The sequence below is a fragment of the Flavobacterium sp. KS-LB2 genome (genome assembly GCF_036895565.1).
Taxonomy (GTDB): Bacteria; Bacteroidota; Bacteroidia; order Flavobacteriales; family Flavobacteriaceae; genus Flavobacterium.
Genome location: NZ_CP145904.1, coordinates 3,002,730 through 3,022,071 on the forward strand (window position 1 = coordinate 3,002,730; position 19,342 = coordinate 3,022,071).

Annotated in this window: 19 protein-coding genes; 11 read left to right on the forward strand and 8 right to left on the reverse strand. The window is 34.4% G+C overall.

What is annotated here, in order from left to right; translation table 11 throughout:
• Positions 1–16: 16 nt before the first annotated feature.
• Positions 17–928 carry a GLPGLI family protein gene (locus V5J73_RS12875; RefSeq protein WP_338646369.1) on the reverse strand — a complete coding sequence of 304 codons (912 nt, stop codon included), beginning with the start codon at positions 926–928 and terminating at the stop codon, positions 17–19.
• A gap of 115 nt (positions 929–1,043) precedes the next feature.
• Between V5J73_RS12875 and V5J73_RS12880 the strand changes: the two genes are divergently transcribed.
• Together V5J73_RS12880 and V5J73_RS12885 are read left to right on the forward strand one after the other, a co-directional pair.
• On the forward strand, positions 1,044–1,835 hold the full coding sequence (locus V5J73_RS12880) for a hypothetical protein (RefSeq protein ID WP_338646370.1): 792 nt from the start codon (positions 1,044–1,046) through the stop codon (positions 1,833–1,835).
• Positions 1,835–2,449: a deoxynucleoside kinase gene (locus V5J73_RS12885; protein ID WP_086453323.1), complete on the forward strand. Its 615-nt coding sequence runs from the start codon at positions 1,835–1,837 to the stop codon at positions 2,447–2,449. Before V5J73_RS12880 ends, V5J73_RS12885 begins: the two co-directional genes overlap by 1 nt.
• A gap of 86 nt (positions 2,450–2,535) precedes the next feature.
• Here the strand turns inward: V5J73_RS12885 and V5J73_RS12890 are convergent, their stop codons facing one another.
• From V5J73_RS12890 to V5J73_RS12910, 5 genes are all read right to left on the reverse strand, one after another.
• On the reverse strand, positions 2,536–4,995 hold the full coding sequence (locus V5J73_RS12890) for a sodium-translocating pyrophosphatase (RefSeq protein WP_338646371.1): 2,460 nt from the start codon (positions 4,993–4,995) through the stop codon (positions 2,536–2,538).
• 111 nt (positions 4,996–5,106) lie between these two features.
• Complete coding sequence (locus V5J73_RS12895) at positions 5,107–5,637, reverse strand: inorganic diphosphatase (RefSeq protein ID WP_338646372.1); 531 nt, start codon at positions 5,635–5,637, stop codon at positions 5,107–5,109.
• Between the two features lie 101 nt (positions 5,638–5,738).
• Complete coding sequence (locus V5J73_RS12900) at positions 5,739–6,347, reverse strand: DNA-3-methyladenine glycosylase family protein (RefSeq protein ID WP_338646373.1); 609 nt, start codon at positions 6,345–6,347, stop codon at positions 5,739–5,741.
• Positions 6,348–6,488: 141 nt separating this feature from the next.
• Positions 6,489–8,975 carry a DUF5686 and carboxypeptidase-like regulatory domain-containing protein gene (locus V5J73_RS12905; protein ID WP_338646374.1) on the reverse strand — a complete coding sequence of 829 codons (2,487 nt, stop codon included), beginning with the start codon at positions 8,973–8,975 and terminating at the stop codon, positions 6,489–6,491.
• 136 nt (positions 8,976–9,111) lie between these two features.
• The gene (locus tag V5J73_RS12910) at positions 9,112–10,092 is read right to left on the reverse strand and encodes a pyruvate dehydrogenase complex E1 component subunit beta (protein ID WP_066082989.1); all 981 of its coding nucleotides are present in this window, start codon (positions 10,090–10,092) and stop codon (positions 9,112–9,114) included.
• A gap of 290 nt (positions 10,093–10,382) precedes the next feature.
• Here V5J73_RS12910 and V5J73_RS12915 point away from each other — a divergent pair, with 290 nt between their 5' ends.
• The 5 genes from V5J73_RS12915 to V5J73_RS12935 all read left to right on the forward strand — a co-directional run bounded on the left by V5J73_RS12915 (position 10,383) and on the right by V5J73_RS12935 (position 15,176).
• Positions 10,383–11,129: an electron transfer flavoprotein subunit beta/FixA family protein gene (locus V5J73_RS12915; protein ID WP_338646375.1), complete on the forward strand. Its 747-nt coding sequence runs from the start codon at positions 10,383–10,385 to the stop codon at positions 11,127–11,129.
• Positions 11,130–11,175: 46 nt separating this feature from the next.
• Entirely contained in the window at positions 11,176–12,144 is a 969-nt protein-coding gene (locus V5J73_RS12920; RefSeq protein WP_338646376.1) for an electron transfer flavoprotein subunit alpha/FixB family protein, read from the forward strand.
• 145 nt (positions 12,145–12,289) lie between these two features.
• Positions 12,290–12,913, forward strand: a complete 624-nt coding sequence (locus V5J73_RS12925) for a bifunctional nuclease family protein (RefSeq protein WP_338646377.1) — start codon at positions 12,290–12,292, stop codon at positions 12,911–12,913.
• A gap of 124 nt (positions 12,914–13,037) precedes the next feature.
• Entirely contained in the window at positions 13,038–14,321 is a 1,284-nt protein-coding gene (locus V5J73_RS12930) for a metal-dependent hydrolase family protein (RefSeq protein WP_338646378.1), read from the forward strand.
• 30 nt (positions 14,322–14,351) lie between these two features.
• The gene (locus tag V5J73_RS12935) at positions 14,352–15,176 is read left to right on the forward strand and encodes a thymidylate synthase (protein WP_338646379.1); all 825 of its coding nucleotides are present in this window, start codon (positions 14,352–14,354) and stop codon (positions 15,174–15,176) included.
• A gap of 24 nt (positions 15,177–15,200) precedes the next feature.
• Here V5J73_RS12935 and V5J73_RS12940 read toward each other — a convergent pair whose 3' ends face one another.
• Positions 15,201–15,497, reverse strand: a complete 297-nt coding sequence (locus tag V5J73_RS12940) for an isoamylase early set domain-containing protein (protein WP_338646380.1) — start codon at positions 15,495–15,497, stop codon at positions 15,201–15,203.
• A 237-nt stretch (positions 15,498–15,734) separates the two neighbouring features.
• Between V5J73_RS12940 and V5J73_RS12945 the strand changes: the two genes are divergently transcribed.
• From V5J73_RS12945 to porT, 4 genes are all read left to right on the forward strand, one after another.
• Positions 15,735–16,067, forward strand: coding sequence for a 2TM domain-containing protein (locus V5J73_RS12945; protein WP_338646381.1), 333 nt, complete (start codon positions 15,735–15,737; stop codon positions 16,065–16,067).
• Between the two features lie 13 nt (positions 16,068–16,080).
• Positions 16,081–16,563, forward strand: a complete 483-nt coding sequence (locus tag V5J73_RS12950; protein ID WP_338646382.1) for a dihydrofolate reductase — start codon at positions 16,081–16,083, stop codon at positions 16,561–16,563.
• Between the two features lie 582 nt (positions 16,564–17,145).
• On the forward strand, positions 17,146–17,877 hold the full coding sequence (gene ubiE / locus V5J73_RS12955) for a bifunctional demethylmenaquinone methyltransferase/2-methoxy-6-polyprenyl-1,4-benzoquinol methylase UbiE (RefSeq protein ID WP_338646383.1): 732 nt from the start codon (positions 17,146–17,148) through the stop codon (positions 17,875–17,877).
• A gap of 21 nt (positions 17,878–17,898) precedes the next feature.
• Positions 17,899–18,603, forward strand: a complete 705-nt coding sequence (porT, locus tag V5J73_RS12960) for a type IX secretion/gliding motility protein PorT/SprT (protein WP_338646384.1) — start codon at positions 17,899–17,901, stop codon at positions 18,601–18,603.
• A gap of 4 nt (positions 18,604–18,607) precedes the next feature.
• Here porT and V5J73_RS12965 read toward each other — a convergent pair whose 3' ends face one another.
• Entirely contained in the window at positions 18,608–19,333 is a 726-nt protein-coding gene (locus V5J73_RS12965) for a TrmH family RNA methyltransferase (RefSeq protein WP_338646385.1), read from the reverse strand.
• Positions 19,334–19,342: the final 9 nt, after the last annotated feature.

The following is a 19,342-nucleotide window of genomic DNA, read 5'->3' on the forward strand; positions in this document are numbered from 1 at the left end:
GGATAGTGATTTCTAGTTAATTTCCAAAACGAATTTGCATTCCACCATCTCTACCGCCTCGACCTTGGTTCATTTCCCTAAACTCTTCCATTTTTTTCACTACAGCTTCGTCATATTCTTTTTGAGAAATTACTTTACCTTTAGTTGAAGGTTTTATTTCTCCTTTTTCTTTGGGATTTAAAACAACTTTCGAACATAAAATAATTGTTTTACCATCATTCACTTCCAAAATCAATCCCGGCAATCCCCAATATCCTTCTGGACCTTGATTTACAGGGATTTCTGGTGTATACCAAGCAGTAATCGTAATTTCTTTTGGCAATTCTACAGCATCTAGGAAATTAGTTTTCTTCTCTGCTGTTGGCTTGTCTGATTCTTTTTTGTCTTCTTCTTTCTTGGCCTCTTCTCTTTTAGGTCTAAAGTTTCTAAAATCAGTTGCACTTGCTGCTTTTATAGCAGTTGCTTTATAACAGGTATAACCTCCAATTACTCTAGTTTCTCCCTCCATTTTCCATTGTAAATTAGGCAAGGAATCTTTTATAAGAAACTCTTTCCCCATAAATTCTTTATCAATAGTATAGGATTTCTCTTTTACGTTTTTGTAATAGGTTCCGCCACCGCCAGTCATAGAACTCATCATTCGCATACCGCCACCAGCTTGCGCTGAAGCATCCAGTTTTTCTTCCTCTTTATAAATTGATGCCGATTTATTAAAATTAAGAATAAACGTTTTTTCGAACATTTTCTTCATTCTTTCCTCAATCATCTTTTGCATATCCGGAGTCATGTTTCTGTTACCCTCCATTCTTGCTTTAAAATCAGAAGTACTTGTTTTCGATTCATAAACCGCCATTCCTTGAAATTCCTGAGCGTGAAGTCCCATAAATGATGCGACTGCTAATACTAATGTGAAAATTACTTTATACATATTATTTGGATTTTGATAAATAAGACCAAAAAATACTATTTTTGTTACAAGTATTCTGTTAAAATAATAATAAGACATTCCTTATTGGATAAGGTTTAATCATAATTTCGCTTTCATGAAAAAATTAATGCTATTTCTCTTTATCGCTTCGTTTTCAGTGGTTTTCAGTCAAACACAAAACCCAACGGTTGTAAAAATGGATTCCATTCGTTTTGACGGTGATGATTTTTTAGGATACGATTCATTTGGTTTTTATTACACCATTAAAAACAATGTTTTTTCTAAAGTAAACAAAAGCGAAACTTTAGAATATAAAAACATTTCATTAGGAAAAATCACTAAAGTTGACTTACAAAATCCACTTAATATTGTTTTATTTTATGAAAATTTCAACACCGTTGTCACTTTAGACAATCAATTGAATGAAACACAAAAAGTTAATTTTTCAGAAAATCCAATTCCAATTGTGGCCACGGGTATTGGAATTGCCTCTCAAAATCAACTGTGGGTTTATAACAGTATGAATCAACAACTGGGACTTTATGATTATTTAAGTGCTACTTACAAAACCATTTCTGTGCCTTTTACAGAAACCATCAAGTATTATTATTCCGATTTTAATCTCTTTTACTGGATTGACAACAAAAACAATTGGCATACCTGTGACCTATTTGGAAAAATAAAAAGTAAGGGAACAATTCCTGATTTTGATTCTATTATCATTATTAATGAAAAACAATTTATGTATTCTAAGAATGCTATTTTGATTTTACAGGATATAGAAAAAGACAAAAAAACTGAAATTGAAATTTCAGAAAAAACGTTTAAAAAATTCTATTACAAGGACCAAATTTTATCTATTTTTACATCCACAGGAATTACAAATTATAAAATCACAATACCGTAATGCACATAGCAATAGCAGGAAATATAGGATCTGGAAAAACAACTTTAACGCGCTTATTAGCGAAACAATTTAAATGGGAACCACATTTTGAAGATGTAGTTGACAATCCATATTTAGATGATTTTTACCATCAGATGGAACGTTGGTCCTTTAATTTACAGATTTATTTCTTGAATAGCCGTTTCCGTCAGGTGATGCAAATTCGTGAAAGCGGTAAAAAAATCATTCAAGACCGAACCATTTATGAAGATGCGCATATTTTCGCACCTAACTTATATGCCATGGGTTTAATGACCAATCGTGATTTCCAAAATTATTCTTCTCTTTTTGAATTAATGGAATCTACTGTTAAAGCACCTGATTTATTAATTTATCTGAGAAGCTCCATTCCTAATCTAGTCGGGCAAATACACAAACGTGGTCGTGAATACGAAAACTCGATTTCTATTGAGTATTTGAGTCGCTTGAACGAACGCTACGAAGGTTGGATTCAAACGTATGACAAAGGAAAATTATTAATTATTGATGTAGACAACATCAATTTCGTTGATAATCCTGAAGATTTAGGAAATATTTTCAATCGTATTGATGCAGAATTGAACGGATTGTTTTAAAACACAGATTACACTAATTACCACAGATTTTAATAAACATAAATGCCTCGCAATTGCGAGGCATTTATTATTTACAAGATTTTTAATTACTTCAAAGAGTCTATTTGAGTTTGCACTTCTTCGTCAGTTCCTTCAAAATTTTGAATAGTAACTTTTCCATTAATATTTGTTTTAATAGTCGCTTTTACTTTTCCATCAACATTTGTTTTTTCAATAGCAACTTCTTTAGAAACCATTTTAGTTGTTGCTTCGGAAACGTTCATAAATTTACACGTTTTACTGTCACAACCTTTTGCGAGACATTCTTCTTTAGACATAGAAGTGCACATTTCAGCAGTAGCGCAACAAGCCGCTTTGTCAGAAAGAGTATGACTTCCATTACCTAAAATTGGGGCAATAACTAAACCTATTAAACATGTCAATTTTATTAGAATATTCATTGATGGGCCAGAAGTATCTTTGAACGGATCTCCTACTGTATCTCCAGTAACCGATGCTTTGTGCGCATCAGAACCTTTATAAGTCATCTCACCATTGATCATCACTCCTGCTTCAAAAGATTTCTTGGCATTGTCCCAAGCACCACCGGCATTGTTTTGAAAAACAGCCCAAAGCACACCTGAAACCGTAACTCCGGCCATGTAACCTCCTAGCATTTCGGCAATTAATTGGTTGTTATCTGCATAGACTAATTTGCCCAGCAACACAATCGCAATAGGAAAGCCAATAGTTAAAATTCCTGGCAACATCATTTCGCGCAAAGCGGCTTTTGTAGAAATATCGACACATTTAGCATATTCTGGTTTTCCAGTTCCTTCCATAATTCCTGGAATTTCCCTGAATTGACGACGTACTTCATACACCATGTCCATCGCAGCTTTTCCAACAGAATTCATCGCCAAAGCAGAGAAAACTACCGGTATCATTCCGCCCACAAATAACATGGCTAAAACAGGCGCTTTAAAAATATTGATTCCGTCAATTCCAGTAAACGTTACATACGCAGCAAATAACGCTAATGATGTTAATGCAGCCGAAGCAATCGCAAATCCTTTTCCAGTTGCTGCCGTAGTGTTTCCTACAGAATCCAAAATATCGGTTCTGGTACGTACTTCTTTTGGTAATTCGCTCATTTCTGCAATTCCACCTGCGTTATCTGATATTGGTCCGAAAGCATCGATTGCCAATTGCATTGCCGTTGTTGCCATCATCGCCGAAGCAGCCAAAGCCACACCATAAAATCCTGCAAAAGCATACGATGTCCAAATCGCTGCTGCAAATAATAAAACGGTTGGAAATGTAGAAATCATTCCCGTAGCCAAACCTGCAATTACGTTTGTTCCTGCTCCAGTTGAAGATTTTTGTACAATTGCCATAACTGGTTTTGTACCCAATCCTGTGTAATATTCAGTAACAGATGAGATAACTGCTCCAACCACTAATCCGACGATTGTAGCATAGAAAACGCGCATTGACGAAATTTCTTTAGCCCCTTCGCCAAAGAAATCCATTTTCATCGTTTCCGGCAACATATATTGTACTAAGAAGAAACAAGCTATAGCTGTTAACAGAATAGAAACCCAGTTTCCTATATTTAATGCTTTTTGAACTTGTGCTTCTTTGGCATTATCATCTGTAATTTTCACTAACATCGTCCCGATAATAGAGAATAAAATTCCAAAACCAGCGATTGCCATTGGTAATAAAATAGGTCCTATTCCGCCAAAAGCATCTTGAATATTTCCGCCCATGTCTTTGATAACATAATTCCCCAGAACCATAGCCGCTAAAACTGTTGCTACATAAGAACCAAATAAATCGGCACCCATTCCAGCAACATCTCCAACATTATCTCCTACGTTATCTGCAATTGTAGCAGGGTTACGAGGATCATCTTCGGGAATTCCAGCTTCTACTTTTCCCACTAAATCAGCACCAACATCGGCAGCTTTTGTATAAATTCCGCCACCAACTCTGGCAAACAAAGCAATAGATTCTGCTCCAAGAGAAAAACCGGCCAATGTTTCCAGAACAATAGTCATATCTTCTGTTGAAGTCCAAACTCCATTCATAAAAAAGTGAAAGAAGAAAATAAAGAAAGTGGTCAGCCCTAAAACTGCTAAACCTGCAACTCCTAATCCCATTACTGTACCACCGCCAAAAGAAACTTTTAGTGCTTGAGGCAAACTAGTACGTGCTGCCTGAGTGGTTCTAACATTCGTTTTTGTTGCTATTTTCATACCCATATTCCCCGCCAAAGCCGAGAAAAAAGCTCCGAAAACAAAAGCAACCACTATTAATATATGTGTAGTAGGAACGATAAATGAAATTCCGGCCAGAACTACACTTGCTCCAATTACAAAGAAAGTCAATAACCGATATTCCGCTTTCAAGAAAGCCAAGGCTCCTTCGTAAATGTAATCTGAAATCTCTTTCATCTTACCGTCACCCGGATCTTGTTTTAAAACCCATGCTCGTTTTGTAAACATAAATGCCAGTCCAATGAATGCCATGGCGATTGGCAAATAAATCATTATTGTATTCATAATTTTGGTTTGGTTTTTGGTTAATATTAATACTGTAACAAAACGAAAATAAACAAAAAAGCAATACTCTTAACAGAGTATTGCTTTTTTTATAAAAATTATGACAATAATTTATTTAATACTGAATAATCCTTCTGGTTTATTTGGAATATCATTAAAACGCGCTGTACACTCCTTAATAATAGCATACGCTTCGTTTACATCTCCCCAGCCTTCAACATCAACTTGTTTGTTTTCAAGATCTTTGTACACTTGGAAAAAGTGTTCAATCTCTTTTAATAAGTGTGGATTAATATCTGAAAGGTTTTCTAGTGAATTCCAGATTGGATCTGAAACGGGTACACAGATTACTTTTTCATCTGGTCCTTTATCATCTGCCATGTGGAAAACACCGATAGGTTTTACTTCCATTACACATCCAGGAAAAGTTGGTTCGTTTACCAAAACCAATACATCTAAAGGATCTCCATCTAATGCTAATGTTTCTGGGATAAATCCGTAATCAGCAGGATACATCATTGACGAGAATAACATTCTATCAAAACGCATTCTTTTTATTTCGAAATCATATTCGTATTTATTTCTACTTCCTCTTGGTATTTCGATTAAGACATCGAAAGTTGTTAATTTGTCTGCAGTCATTTTAGTTTTTTCTTTTCTATATTTATGGGTGCAAAAGTAAGGAAAGTATCCCTTTTTACAATAAAAAAACCCTATTATCTATACATTACGCTTTCAAAAAACTAATATTGATATGTGATTGTTCTATTTCGTTTGTTCAAGTAATGGTGCCATAAAAAATAGGTTGCATAAGAACGGTATGGACTCCATTGTTTAGCGTGCGTTTCCATTGCTTCTTTTTCGTGAATATTGAGTAACTCCTTCATTGTGTTGACTACCGCTACATCACCTAAAGGCAACAAATCCGGGGCTTGCAAACAAAACATCAAATAGATATCGATAGTCCAGTTTCCTATTCCTTTGATTTTGATGAGTTCTTCGCGTACTTGCTGAGGAGTTCTAGTTGGCAAACTTTCTAAATCAAGCTCTTTATTTAATAGCGCTGTCGCCAAAGCTTTGATATAAGACGTTTTTTGACGGCTTACGCCAATGGCTCTAAACTCAGCATCAGATAAATCGATTACAATAGCGGGTTCAAAATCTTGTATTCTTTCTCGCAATCGTAAAAAAGTAGCCTTAGCGGAATCAATGGACACTTGTTGCTCCAAAATTAACAATACCAAAGTCTCAAAACCTTGCGGTCTAGTAGGAATTTTTGGTAACCCATATTGTTCAATAATGGTTTTAAAAATAGTGTCTTTCTCTAAAAGATAGTCAATCGCCTCTTGCATAGTATTACTTTTTTTAGCCCAGATTACTTCACTTAATATCTATTTTTAATAGGAGTTCCGTGAACTTCGTTTGCAGTGTAAATCCATTTCCTTTTTTAAAGAAAAAAAGAAAAAGATTGAAACGAATAGCTTGAATAGCTCCTAGAAATTAAACCCGAACGATCCTTTTACCGTAAAACGATTGGTGTCTGGCGTGTTGAGATAATTGCCTCGCCAAGCGAAATCGATGCGGAATACTTTGAAGATATTCCCAATTCCGGCGCTGTATTCCCAATACCCTTTTTCGGGCGCATTGTAAATCAAATCCGATGCGTTAATGGCTCGGTTTTCATCAGAAATGGTTCCATAGACCCCTTTTACCGATACTATTTCTCTCCAATTGAGTTTGCGCATAAACGGAATTCTGGAGAAAAGGCGACCATTAAAATTGTGGTTCCACTGTAACGTAGCATATTGATCGGATACAAATTCATAGAAATTAAGGTTACTGAACGTGTTTTCTATGGTAAAATAAGTCTGATTCCCCGGAATAACACTCAATAATCCTAACGGTACTTTTCCAAAAGTTTTTCCCACTTCCATAATAATATTAGTTCTTCCTAAAGGTCCAATAATTATAGGTTGTTTGTAATACAATTGTACTTTGTCATACTTGAAATCACTGTTCAAAAGCCCTTTAAATCCATGACTGTAGTTGATAAAAAAGCGACTGAACGGACTATCAACATTACTTCTTTCTACTCCAAAACCAATCGTTTTTCGCTTTGGAGAATATTCGATTTGAAAGTTGGCTTCGGATTGTTTCACATCACTTTTTGTAATTTCATTAGCAATATCCGTATAATAATCTAAGCTAAACGTGGGCGATGCAGACTCCAATGTACGATAAGAAACCCCCGCTTGAAACGTTAGGTTTTTTATTGGCTCTATTTCTACGGCCACGTTCGTCAAATTGATATTCGTCAATTTTCCGTTGCTACCAGAAGAAAATACCGCTGATGAGGCAAAACTGCGCCCCAAAACATCGTTTGTAGTGGTCAAACTGGCGCCTATTTGTTCAATGTCACGCCTATTCCCTCCAGACAAAATGATTCGGTTTTTCTTGTCAATCATCCATTTTCCTGAAAGTCCGTATTTGAATTTATCATCATTAAACCCATACGCCGTGTAGGCTTGAATACGCCAAGGATCGTTAGGACCAAAATAAGTTCTTCCGCCCACTCGCAAGCGCACTCCTTCTACTTCATTGTATCCAAAACTTGAAAACACAGGTCCATAATCAAAGTTTTTAAACTCGACATAACCGCTTCCTAGTATAGAAACCAAACTATACAATTGTTTGAACTTATTTACGGTTTGCAAGGTATCTAGCATTTTATAAACACCTAATTCATCCTTGCTTAAGTTCTCAAAACGGTTTTCATTCCAGTATTCATCGGATTTATTGTAGACTTCGTCATCCATATAATTGACCTCATCTTTATAAATCGCTACTGGTTGCTCTTTATTAAATTGATGGTTTCTATAAAACGTGGTTCGCTTTCCATAAACGCCTTTGGAATTTTCTTTTTTGTTCAAAGCAAAGTCGGACATCAAATAATCCTTAGTCAATAAGAAAACAGAGTCACTCACTACCTCAAATTCCTGTTCTAAATAAATATCTTTTACCCAGTTGATATTGGCACTTTTAGTAACTGCCATATTTATTTTTTTGATGGCAAATGTCGAATCATTCACCCAAAAATCACCTTTAAAAGTCAATTCGTTTTTACGTCTTGGATAAAAAACAATATTATAACACCATTTATTGTCAATATACGCACTGTCTTTCAACACATAATTGTAGACATCAATCCCAGTTTTAGACAACGGACTAGTAAAACTTTTATCAAAAAAAGTTAAGTAATTGTTGTAGATATTATAATCTGAATATAAGTCTTTTACAAAAGATAAAATCTGTTGATTCCCATTAAAACCTGACGTTTTATTGGCTTTTATTTTCTCTTTGACTTTCTTTAATTTAGTATCTCCATAAACATCAATAAGGGATTCATTGATAAAAATAGGCAAATAGGTTTTCCCGGTTACTCTTGAAGTATCCATTTGATTGAATATAAATTCCATCCCTTTGAAAAGTTTGCTTTTCATGAAAGCACTGTCAATAGAATTCATATCAAATTCTATTTTCTCATACTTCTCCATCTGGTATTGGTCATAAAGATACAATCCATTTTTACGCTTTCTTTCCCAAATTTTTCTAAGAATATCCAACGCAGGATTATTTTTTTTAGACGTTTTACCGGCAAAAACAACAACTTCACTCAAGCTCTCCGCTTCGCTTAACTGAATTTTGAAATTATAATTTACAGGTTTGTCTAAAATAATTTCTTTTTCAGAAAAACCTACAGAAGAAATTACTAAAGTGGTGTATGTTTTTTGGGATTCAAGATAAAAACGGCCATCTTCATTGGTAACAATTCCTTCGCTAGAATCTTTGAAAACTACATTCGCAAAAGGAATAGGCTGATTTTGTTTATCCACCACAATCCCGCTCACTTTTGTTTGTGCAAAAACTGCAGTTGCTGAAACCAACAACAAAAGCACGAAAAATAATAAATTCTTTTTCATAATCATTCAAAAAAAAAACTTCATCAAATTAAAGAATTGATGAAGTTTCAAATATAGTTAATTTAGACCGTTAGATTAATTGCTATTTAATAAACTGATTGTTAAAGTTTACCCAATACCAAACCACTTCAACTGACTATTTTTTATACATTACTTTTTTAACAGCTTTTACCACGTCACCAGCATTTGGCAACCATTCTTTCAGTAATACTGGAGAGTATGGTGCTGGAGTATCCGCAGTTGTGATGCGTTGAATAGGCGCATCCAAGAAATCAAAAGCACGTTCTTGAACAATATACGTAATCTCCGAAGCGACACTTGCAAAAGGCCAAGCTTCTTCAAGAACTACTAATCTATTTGTTTTTTTAACTGATGTTAAAATAGTCTCATAATCCATAGGACGAACCGTTCTCAAATCGATAATCTCACATGAAATTCCTTCTTTGGCTAATTCGTCAGCAGCAATATGAGCTTCTTTGATGATTTTCCCAAAAGAAACGATTGTTACATCCGTTCCTTCACGTTTGATATCAGCAACTCCAAGCGGAATTACATATTCACCATCTGGTACTTCCCCTTTATCACCATACATTTGTTCTGATTCCATGAAAATCACAGGGTCATTATCACGAATAGCTGCTTTCAACAATCCTTTTGCGTCATAAACAGTAGAGGGAACTACCACTTTAAGACCCGGAGTGTTCGCAAACCAGTTTTCTAATGCTTGTGAGTGAGTCGCTCCTAATTGTCCTGCCGAAGCTGTTGGACCACGAAAAACAATTGGCACATTAAATTGTCCACCAGTCATCTGACGCATTTTGGCAGCGTTATTTATAATTTGATCAATACCTACCAAACAAAAATTGAATGTCATGTATTCCACAATAGGTCTGCATCCGTTCATTGCTGATCCTACTGCAATACCAGTAAAACCAAGCTCTGCGATAGGAGTATCAATAACTCTTTTCTCGCCAAATTCAGCAAGCATTCCTTTAGATGCTTTGTAGGCACCATTATATTCAGCAACTTCTTCACCCATTAAGTATATGGACTCATCGTGACGCATTTCTTCACTCATCGCTTCGCAAATGGCCTCTCTAAATTGTATCGTTCTCATATTATATATTGTATGTGTCTAATTTTCGAAAAGCAAAAATAAATATTTTAAATCACTTAAAAGCATAAATTATACTAAATTAATTTAGGATTTAACATGATAATTTTCAGGAGCTATTTCCGGCTTTCCGCTGTATCTTCCTGTGGCTAAAGGAACCACAGGAAGGATGCCGCTCCTATCCGGGCTACGAAAACGTAATAGTATTGAAAATTATTATGCACGCATAGTATATTATTCAAATTAATATTTTAAATTTGTAAAAGAAATTAAGAATAATTAAAAATATACTTATGAAAATATTAGTTTGCATCAGTCACGTTCCTGATACTACTTCAAAAATTAACTTTGTCAACGGCGATTCTGAATTTGACACCAATGGTGTACAATATGTAATCAACCCAAATGATGAATTTGGACTAACACGTGCCATTTGGTTTCAAGAACAACAAGGCGCAACAGTTACTGTTGTCAATGTTGGAGGACCAGAAACCGAACCAACTTTAAGAAAAGCATTAGCAATAGGCGCTAACGAAGCCATTCGTGTCAACGCTACTCCTACTGACGGATTTTTTGTAGCCAAACAACTTGCCGAAGTAATTAAAAACGGAGGTTACGATGTAATTATCGCAGGAAAAGAATCTTTAGATTATAATGGTGGAATGGTTCCGGGAATGATAGCCGGAATTTTAGGATACAATTTCCTTAATTCTTGTACAAGTCTGACAGTAGATGGAACAAGCGTTAAAGCAGTTCGTGAGATTGACGGAGGAAAAGAAACTGTGGCTACTACTTTACCATTAATCATTGGTGGACAAAAAGGATTAGTGGAAGAAAAAGACTTGCGTATTCCAAACATGAGAGGAATTATGACTGCAAGAACTAAAGCATTGACAATTCTGGAGCCAGTAGATGCCACTGTAAATACAAAAGCAGTAAAATTTGAAAAACCAGCTCCTAAATCAGCTGTGAAATTAGTTTCTGCTGACAATTTAGATGAATTAATCAATTTATTACACAACGAAGCAAAGGTAATCTAGTAATCAGTTTTCAGTTGTAAAACTTTAAACTTTAAACAAAAATAGCATGTCAATATTAATATACGCGGAATACGCAGAGGGAAAATTTAAAAAAGTAGCATTCGAATTGGCTTCTTATGCTAAAAAAGTAGCTGAAACTTTAGGTACGACGGTTACTGCTGTAACAGTAAATGCTGGAGATGTTTCAGAATTATCAAAATACGGTGTTGATAAAGTATTAAAAGTAAACAACGACAAACTATCAGGATTTACTGCAAAAGCATACGCTGATGTCATCAAACAGGCTGCTGAAAAAGAAAACGTAAAATTAGTTTTACTATCTTCTACAACAGATAGTATTTATCTTTCTTCACTTGTTGCTGTTGCTCTAGAAGCTGGATATGCCTCAAACGTGGTTGGATTACCACTTTCTACTGCTCCATTTCAGGTAAAAAGAACGGCATTCTCTAACAAAGCATTCAACATCACAGAAATTGACACTGAAGTGAAAGTACTTGGTCTTGCAAAAAACTCTTATGGGATTTTTGAAACTCCTTCTACATTGACTCAAGAAGATTTTAACCCAACTATTGGAGACAATGATTTTGGTGTAAAAGTAGAGTCTGTTGAAAAAGTTTCAGGAAAAGTTTCTATTGCTGATGCTGACATTGTAGTTTCAGCAGGTCGCGGACTTAAAGGTCCTGAAAACTGGGGCATGGTAGAGGAATTAGCTACGGTTCTTGGAGCTGCAACAGCTTGTTCAAAACCGGTTTCTGATTTAGGTTGGAGACCTCACGGAGAACACGTAGGACAAACAGGAAAACCAGTTGCTACTAACTTATATATTGCGATTGGAATTTCGGGAGCAATACAACACATTGCAGGAATAAACTCGTCTAAAGTTAAAGTCGTAATCAACAGTGATCCAGAAGCGCCATTTTTCAAAGTAGCTGACTACGGAATTGTTGGAGATGCTTTTGAAATTGTACCAAAATTAATTGAGAAATTTAAAGCTTTTAAAGCTCAGAATTCCTAAATCATAGAAAATCATTAAATCGATTTAAATGCTGCTTAAAACAAGATATTTGTATCTTTGCTTTTAAGTAGCATTTTTTTTAGCAAAAAAAGAAACTTGATTTACATCAAAAATAAGTACACTGTACTTACCCATTTTAAGAATTATGAGCTTAGTTAAATTATCCATAAAAGGAATTTCATACAGTCAAACTCAAAACGGAGCCTACGCTTTGATATTGAATGAAGTTGACGGCGAAAGAAAATTACCTATCGTCATTGGTGCTTTTGAAGCCCAATCAATTGCTATTGCATTAGAAAAAGAAATAAAACCACCACGTCCTCTGACTCATGATCTTTTTAAAAATTTTGCTGAGCGTTTTGATATTGTGGTAAAACAAGTCATTATTCATAAGCTAGTTGATGGTGTTTTTTATTCGAGTATTATTTGCGAAAGGGATAAAATTGAAGAAATTATCGATGCCAGAACATCTGATGCAATTGCTTTAGCACTGCGTTTTAATGCGCCTATTTTTACTTACAAAAACATATTGGATAAAGCAGGAATATACCTCAAAGCAAATCCATTGGAAGCCAATAAAGACTCTCAAGAAATCGATGATGTACTTTCTAATCCAGAAACTTTTGGTCGTGAAGAGGAAAGTAATCAATCCGGAGAGACCTATTCTAAACACAGTTTACAAGAATTAAATGAACTACTAGAACAAGCTGTTTCTCATGAGGATTATGAAAAAGCAGCTAAGATTAGAGACGAAATCTCAAAAAGATAAAGTAGTATTGATTTTATAATTGCATTATTTGATATACAAACAATTGACTAAATAAAAAATGCAACATTAGTAAATGTTGCATTTTTTACTATATTTATATTGTCAACTGTTACAAATCTACTCTATGAAAACAAAATTTGTCCTTATCCTCGTAGCCTTATTTATTTCAACAGTTGTATTCTCGCAAGATTATTATTTACACTGTGGGAAAATTCTAAACACTCAATCTGGCAAAGAATTATCCAACCAAACCATAGTTGTTTCTAAAAATAAAATTACAAAAATACAAGATGGGTTTGTAGCTAAAACAAAACCCGAAGACATTGAAATAGACCTCAAAAACAAATATGTTTTACCAGGTCTTATCGATTTACACGTGCATATTGAAGGAGAGCACGACACCAAAAGTTACATGTCAAAATATTTAGACAATGAGGCTGACATTGCATTTCAAGCAGTTCGTTGTGCAGAAATCACACTTCTGGCTGGATTCACCACCGTACGTGATTTAGGCGGAACAGGTGTTAATATTTCAATAAGAAATGCTATTAATAAAGGAATCGTAAAAGGCCCCAGAATATATACTGCAGGAAAATCTATTGCTACAACAGGTGGACATGCTGACCCAACCAACGGAAGCAATCGAAAACTCGTAGGCGATCCAGGCCCGCATGAAGGGGTAATCAATTCTCCAGAAGAAGCCGTAAAAGCAGTAAGAGAACGTTATAAAGAAGGAGCTGATGTTATTAAAATTACTGCTACAGGTGGAGTTTTAAGCGTTGCTAAAAGTGGTAAAAATCCTCAGTTTACTTTAGACGAAATCAAAGCCATAACCACAACCGCAAAAGATTACAATATGCTTACTGCCGCCCATGCTCACGGAGATGAAGGGATGCAACGAGCCATATTAGGCGGCATAAAAACCATTGAACACGGGACATTTATGAGTGAGGAAACAATGGAATTGATGAAAAAATACGATGCTTATTTAGTTCCCACCTTGACTGCTGGAAAGGAAGTAGAAAAAAACGCAGAAATCACTGGCTTTTATCCTGACATAGTCGTTCCAAAGGCACGAGAAGTTGGCCCACAATTGAAAGCTACTTTTGCAAAAGCATATAAAAAAGGAGTGAAAATTGCTTTTGGAACAGACGCCGGAGTTTTTGCTCATGGAATCAACGCAAAAGAATTTGGCTACATGGTTGAAGCAGGAATGCCTGCGTTAGCCGCGATACAATCAGCGACAACAACAAATGCTATGTTATTAGGCATTGGAAATGAAGTAGGTCAAATCAAAGAAAATTTTTTGGCAGACATTATTGCAGTTGATGAAAACCCTTTGAATACTATCAAAACACTGGAAAAGGTCGTATTTGTAATGAAAGATGGAAAAATATATAAAAACTAAACTTGCACCGCAAAATAGAATAAAGATACAATGAAGCAATATTTAGACTTAGTGCAACACGTAATGGAAAACGGTTGTCAAAAAGGAGATCGTACGGGAACAGGAACAAAAAGTGTATTTGGTTACCAAATGCGTTTTGACTTGAGTGAAGGCTTCCCAATGGTTACTACCAAAAAACTTCACCTAAAATCTATTATCTATGAATTACTTTGGTTCTTAAAAGGTGACACAAACATTAAGTACCTACAAGAAAACGGAGTAAAGATTTGGGATGCTTGGGCAGATGCTAATGGCGACTTAGGACCGGTTTACGGCCACCAATGGCGCAATTGGAATAGTGAAGAAATTGACCAAATATCAGAACTTATCAAGGAACTAAAAACCAATCCTAACAGTCGCAGGATGTTGGTTTCGGCATGGAATCCTTCGGTTCTTCCTGACACTACAAAATCATTTGATGAAAATGTAGCTAACAATAAAGCGGCTTTGCCCCCTTGTCACGCTTTCTTTCAGTTTTATGTTTCTGATGGCAAGTTATCGTGTCAATTGTACCAACGAAGCGCTGACATTTTCTTAGGCGTTCCTTTTAATATTGCTTCTTACGCGCTACTCACAATGATGATTGCACAGGTTTGCGATTTTGAGCCAGGGGAATTCATTCACACTTTTGGCGACGCACACATTTACAACAATCATTTTGAACAACTTCAACTGCAATTGTCTCGTGATCCAAAACCATTACCCAAAATGATTTTGAATCCCAATATAAAAGATATCTTCGCATTCGATTTTGAAGATTTCACACTCGAAGGCTATGAACCGCATGCCTTGATAAAAGGTAGTGTTGCGGTATAACGTAATAAAAAAACGGTGTTTTAGTTACACTACTAAAACACCGTTTTCATTTCCTGCAAACTCATTCCATTTGAAAGAATCCGCTTCTGGCTCGTTTACAAATGTACCATCAATAACATATTTAAATTCATAGGCTGCATCTTTATTTACATCGAATACACCCTTGAAAGTACCATTTTTTAATTTGATCAAAGCACCTTCAGTAACACTCCAATTATTGAAATCTCCAACAACGGAAGCTTGACTTGCCTCTTTTGCAGCTACCGAAAAAGTAACTTTGCAAACTGGTTTTGTTTTAACGAACTGTTTCTTAATTGCCATAACTATTTCATTTATAGATTTATAAGACAAAGGAAATAAAAGAATTTGAACTTTCAACAGAGACCCAAAGATTTAATAGAATAGCCCAAACTATGTTAATTTATAAATAATTCAATAATTATAAGGAGGTTAAATTTACTATTCAAAAATCAGAAAACGTTTTCATTCTAAATAATCTAGAAGCAAAATAGTGACTTTGCAAAATAAATTTTACCTTTATAAACTAAATTTTGATCAATGGAAAAAGAATTACACGAACAATACGAATATGCAAGGAGAAGAATTAAACAGAAAAAAAGACTGTATTTCCATTTTGTCCTTTTCGTTTTAGGGAGTTTACTTTTATTTATTGCAAATAAATTTTTCGAAATTGCCGCAGATTCTCACTGGTCAATTTGGGTTATTACTATATGGTTGTTTCTCTTTATTTTACATTTTATAAAAATTTTCATCACGGATCGTTTTATGAATAAAAATTGGGAAAGAGAACAAATAGACCGACTAGTCGCTTTACAACAAAAAAAACTGGATCAATTACAAACACAGGTCAACAACGACGACCTTAAATAACAGTAAATCAATTATGATAATAATGATTGCGGCCGTTGCCGAAAATAATACCCTAGGCAAAGACAATGAACTCGTTTGGCATTTACCAAATGATTTCAAAAGATTCAAATCTCTTACCTCTGGACATCATATTATAATGGGTAGAAAGACATTTGAAAGTTTTCCAAAACCATTACCCAATAGAACTCACGTAATAATCACTAGACAAAAAGGGTATCAAGCTGAAGGATGTCTAGTAGTAGACAGTATTGATAAAGCATTAGCAATTTGTCCCAAGGACGAAGACAACTTTATAATAGGAGGTGGTGAAATTTACAACTTAGCACTTCCTTTTACTGACAAAATAGAAATTACACGTGTACATCGCAACTTTGAAGGTGATGCGCATTTCCCGGAAATAAATGAGACTGAATGGGAAATAATAGACTCAGAATTTAATGCCAAGGACGAAAAACATCTCTACGATTATTCGTATCAGACATTCATTAGAAAATAAAACAAAAAAACATCCTTTTTACAGGATGTTTTTTTTAACCATTAATCAAAGAGATGACCTAATCTTGAAAGAGTATTTGATAACATAAAATAAAAATTACAAATAGTAATAAAACTCCAGAAATGAAGATTATAACATTTGATGTTTTCTGAGAATACATCTCAAAAAAGCCTTTAATACCAAATACCACGAAGGTACTAAAGACGAAAAAAATTAAAATTTCCAAAAACAAATTTAATCCTAAGAACGTATTTTGCGCTTTATCTACAACACTGTTATGTAAAACAATGTTTTCAAAACAGCTAACAAGAGCAAATGAGATAACAAACGCTAAAATTATCCACTTGATTTGATTGATCAATTCTCTTTTAATCATTTAATATGGTTATTTTCCTGAATAACAAATTTGTGCAAAAAAATCCTTAGCTACAATACCCACTTTTAGTGATATTTCAAATAAAATGAATTCTAGTTTTTAGCTTGCTTAAGCCTATTTTTTAAACTGAAAATAAAACTTGTTTCTAATTTTAAAACTCATTTTAAGTTCATCAACTTTGTATTATATTTGTACAAAACAAAAAAATGTCACAAAAAATAACGCCCTATAAAGATTCAGCTCTAGGTAAAAAAGAACAAGTTGCTAAAATGTTTGACACCATTTCTGGAAATTATGACAATTTGAATCGTGTCATTTCTTTTGGTATTGATATAAAATGGCGTAAAAAAGTGCTACAAATAGTTTCAAAATCAAGCCCACAAGTAATTTTAGATATTGCAACGGGAACTGGTGATTTAGCAATTTTGATGGCACAAACTAATGCTAAAAAAATTATTGGACTAGACATCTCTGCTGGAATGCTGGAAGTAGGTGTAAAAAAAATTGCTTCGAAAAATCTTTCTAACACTATTGAAATGATTTTAGCCGACTCAGAAAACATGCCTTTTGAAGACAACTATTTTGACGCCATAACGGTTGCTTTTGGAGTCCGTAATTTTGAACATTTAGAAAAAGGCCTAAGTGAAATTTTAAGAGTTTTAAAACCTAACGGAGTATTTGTTATTTTAGAAACTTCGGTGCCAGACAAAACGCCTTACAAACAAGGGTATAATTTTTACACTAAAAACATTCTTCCATTAATAGGTAAAGTCTTCTCCAAAGATGACGTTGCTTATGGTTATTTATCTGAATCTGCCGCTGCATTTCCTTATGGAGAAGCATTAAACAATATTTTGAGAAAAATTGGGTTTATAGATGTTGTAGCTTTACCACAAACTTTTGGCGTAGCTACTATATACTCTGCTTCTAAAAAATAAACTGAAGATTTCAGCATAAACATGAGAAAAATAATTGTCTTACTATTTTTTGCTTTTATCATAAAAGGATACGCTCAAAAATCTAAAAATATATTTAGTAGAGATCCTATTATTAATTTGGAAAATTTTCAAAAAAAGAGAATGTACTATGGGTTTTATCTTGGATTTAACTCATATGATTTCAAAATTGACTATAAAACGGTAGGACCCGATATTCTTATAAAAAGAACCACTGGATTTAATGTCGGTATTGTTGCTGATTTGAAGCTTCAGGAATATATAGATTTGAGATTTGAACCAGGACTTTACTATACAAAAAGAGACTTGTATTATCCAAATTTCACCAACAGCTTTGATGCGCTGAGGGAAGTAAATAGCACTTACATTCATTTTCCATTATTAGTAAAATTCTCTTCACTTAGAACAGGAAACATTCGCCCCTATTTAGTAGGAGGATTATCCGCAACATTGAACTTATCTAGTAATTCTAAATTAATTGATGACAATTTAGAACAACGTTTTAGAGTAAAAGCATGGACAACTAATTATGAATTGGGTTTTGGAATTGATCTTTTTTCAGAATATTTCATATTTTCTCCTTCCATAAGAGGTGTTTTTGGTATGAATGACGAATTAATCAGAGACAAAGACCCAAATAGTCCTTGGACAAGCAACATAGAATCTTTGAAAACTAGAGCAGTTTTCATCAATTTTACTTTCCACTAAAACTTCACCCTCTACAAAACTCACTTAAGACTATTGCAGTAGCAGTGGCAACATTAAGACTTTCTGTTTTTTGAAGAGCTCCAAAACGAGGAATAGTAAGTCTGTTTTGAATTAATTTTTCTAATTCTTCTGAAATACCATTAGCCTCATTACCCATAATAATAATGCCTTGGTTAGGTAAAATAGATTTGTAGATATTTGATCCATCCATAAAAGTGCCATAAACAGGCAGTTTAGTTTCTGTTATAAAAGGATTAAGGTCAATATAATTCACATTGACTCTGGCGATAGAACCCATGGTTGCCTGAACTACTTTTGGATTGTAAATATCAACTGTTTCCTTAGAACACAACAACTGCTTTACTCCAAACCAATCACACAAACGCAATATAGTGCCTAAATTTCCTGGATCACGAATAGCATCCAGAGCTACAATTAAACCCGTTTCAACAATTGGTTTTTCCAATGGCATTTTAAAAACTCCCAAGCAAGTATTTGGGGTTGCTAGTGCACTGATTTTTTTTAAATCATTTTCGTGAACAATCGTTTTTCTATCCAGTGGAACTTCTTCAAAATCATTTTGGGTAGTGTACAAATGTTCCAATTCAAAATTAGACTCCAGCAGTTCTTGAATGCTTTTTACACCTTCGGCAAAAAATAATTTATTGGCAATTCTATATTTTTTTTGTTGCAAACTCGTTATAAGCTTTATTTGGTTTTTACTAACCATAAAATAATG